At 32.8% G+C, this 2,338-nt stretch carries 1 protein-coding gene; it reads left to right on the plus strand.

Features of this window, described 5'->3' with window-relative positions:
- The first annotated feature begins 213 nt into the window (after nt 1–213).
- Complete coding sequence (locus AB1630_12430; protein MEW6104598.1) at nt 214–2,151, plus strand: DUF2079 domain-containing protein; 1,938 nt, start codon at nt 214–216, stop codon at nt 2,149–2,151.
- Nucleotides 2,152–2,338 lie beyond the last annotated feature (187 nt).

A 2,338-nucleotide genomic window follows, 5' to 3' on the forward strand; every position in this document is an offset into this window, starting at 1 on the left:
GATATATTTAAGGAATACGGAGTTTCTACAAACTTAGAGTATGAGGATTACCTAGTGGGGTTAAATGGATTAAGAATGGTATGGTAAAAAATAAAGAGCCATTTAAGACAAAGGATTACATATTTGGGCTTCTTGTTTTGTTTGTGTCTTTTGGGGTTTATTTGCATAGCTTAACGATTGACTTTTGAATAAAGACAGGATATAATTGAGATTGTGAAAAGGAAAGGGGATAAAGCAAAAGGGATGAAAGATAAAAAGAGAATAGTACTTGTTATTCTGGGTAATGTCTTACTAATTATTGGATTTCTTCTTTATAAAAGCCTTCCCTTCTCTATCTGGAAGGTCTTTTTTCTTATCTTTTTGATAAGCACATTTGTCTTTCTTAATGCCCAATTGCTCAATTTAAACAAAGACATTCCAAAGATTGCAACTTGGCTTATCCTTCTTTTCTTAACATCCATTTATATTGCTGTTTATTCCTATCTTTCCATTATTCAATACAATGCTTTTCATACCGGCCATCATGATTTAGCTGTATTTGATGAGGCGATATGGAATACAATAGAGGGAAGAATTCTTAATACTTCTGTAACATTGGGCTATAACTTCCTTGGTGAGCATTTCTCACCTATGCTTCTTATCCTTGCACCATTTTATTTTATCTGGCAAGACCCAAGGATGCTCTTAATCTTACAAAGCCTATTTCTTGGAATAGGAGCAATCCCTATATTTCTTATTGCAAAGGATAAATTAAAGCATAATCTATTGAGTTTATCATTCTCCTTTGCCTATCTTTTCCATCCATTTATCTCAAGGGTAAACCTTTTTGAATTCCACGAAATCTGCCTTGCCCCATTCTTTCTCCTATTTACATTCTATTTTCTACAAAGAAGAATTTGGTGGTTTTACTTTATCTTTCTCTTTTTCTCCTTAATGGTCAAGGAGGATGTTTCTTTAATAACCACAGCCCTTGGTATCTATTCCTTTTTTAAGATAAATAAAAAGATTGGCATTATTACATTTATCATTGGAATATTTTGGGTATACATCTCTGTATCTATTCTAATGCCTTATATCAAAAAAGAAACAGCAACCACAATGGTAGACTCAACCTACAAGCATTTTGGAAGATTTAACCTTGGAAAAAGCCCATCTGAAATTATCAAAAACCTTATCTTTAACCCTCAAAATATATCAGAGGTACTTTTCTTTCTAGCCAATGAAAAGCTTGCTACAATTATTTTGCTTATCCTTCCTCTTGGCCTTCTTTCTATCTTTAGCCCTGTAATCTTAATCAGCCTTCCTGAGATTATTTTGCATTTCTTATCCATCTTTCCATATCAATTCCTTCTTGGTTGGCAGTATTCTGCTCCCATTTTACCTTTTGCTATAATCTCTGCCGGCTATGGATGTTTCATTTTGTTAAAGAGATGGCCCCATCTTGCTTTTAGTCTCTCTATTTACATCTTAATCATAGCCTTTCTTTCAAACTACTTTTTTGGGATGAAACTACTAACTCCAATCACTGATCGTTGTTATAATCCTGCATCTTATAATCCAGATAACCATCAAGTAATTTTATCTATTTCCAAAGAGAAGCTTAAGGAATATTGCAAGATAAAGAGAAAAGGAAACTTGTTTGAAACATTAAAAAAGATAGTCCCAAATGAAAGAACTATTTCTGTAGTTGATAACATAGTTGCTCACTTCTCTCAAAGAAAAACTTTTTTCTATCTTTTTCCCTCCTATGAGAAGGCAGATTATGTGGTTATAAATACTTATGGTGTAAAGGAAGGTTGGGTTCAGACTTGGGGGTCGGGCGAAGAAATTGAAAAAGAACTGGATAGGTTTTTAAAGAATCAGGGATTTCGGGTATTGTTTACTGATGAACCAAGAGGAGGAAGAATCTTTCTTTTCGGAAGGAAGAATTGCAAAGAGGAGGTAATTAAAAGAGCTGAAAAATTAGTAAAATTCAATTCTTCTTCCCAAGAGGCACATTTTATATTAGGTTCAGTCTATTTTTATAGCGACAATTTTGAAAGAGCAATCAATGAGTTTCAGAAAGTACTGCAAATTGACCTTCAAAACAACCAAGCAAAAAGATACCTTGAAGAATGCAAAAAAGTTCTTGACAAGAAGACGCCGAAATAATTATCCTTTTTTCAAGATGAAAAAGTGTAAAATAATGAGGGGGTTAAACCTAACCACTCTAAAGTAGTAATTCTCGGTAAAAACTTAAACACATTAAAAATCATCATTTTTTTCTTTTATCTTCTCTATCCTTCTATATTTATAGTGATTTTTGCCTTTCCCTTTGGTTTTTTCTTCTTTGTTTTTT

This window comes from bacterium (genome assembly GCA_040753555.1).
In the GTDB taxonomy this organism is placed as follows: domain Bacteria; phylum UBA9089; class UBA9088; order UBA9088; family UBA9088; genus JBFLYE01.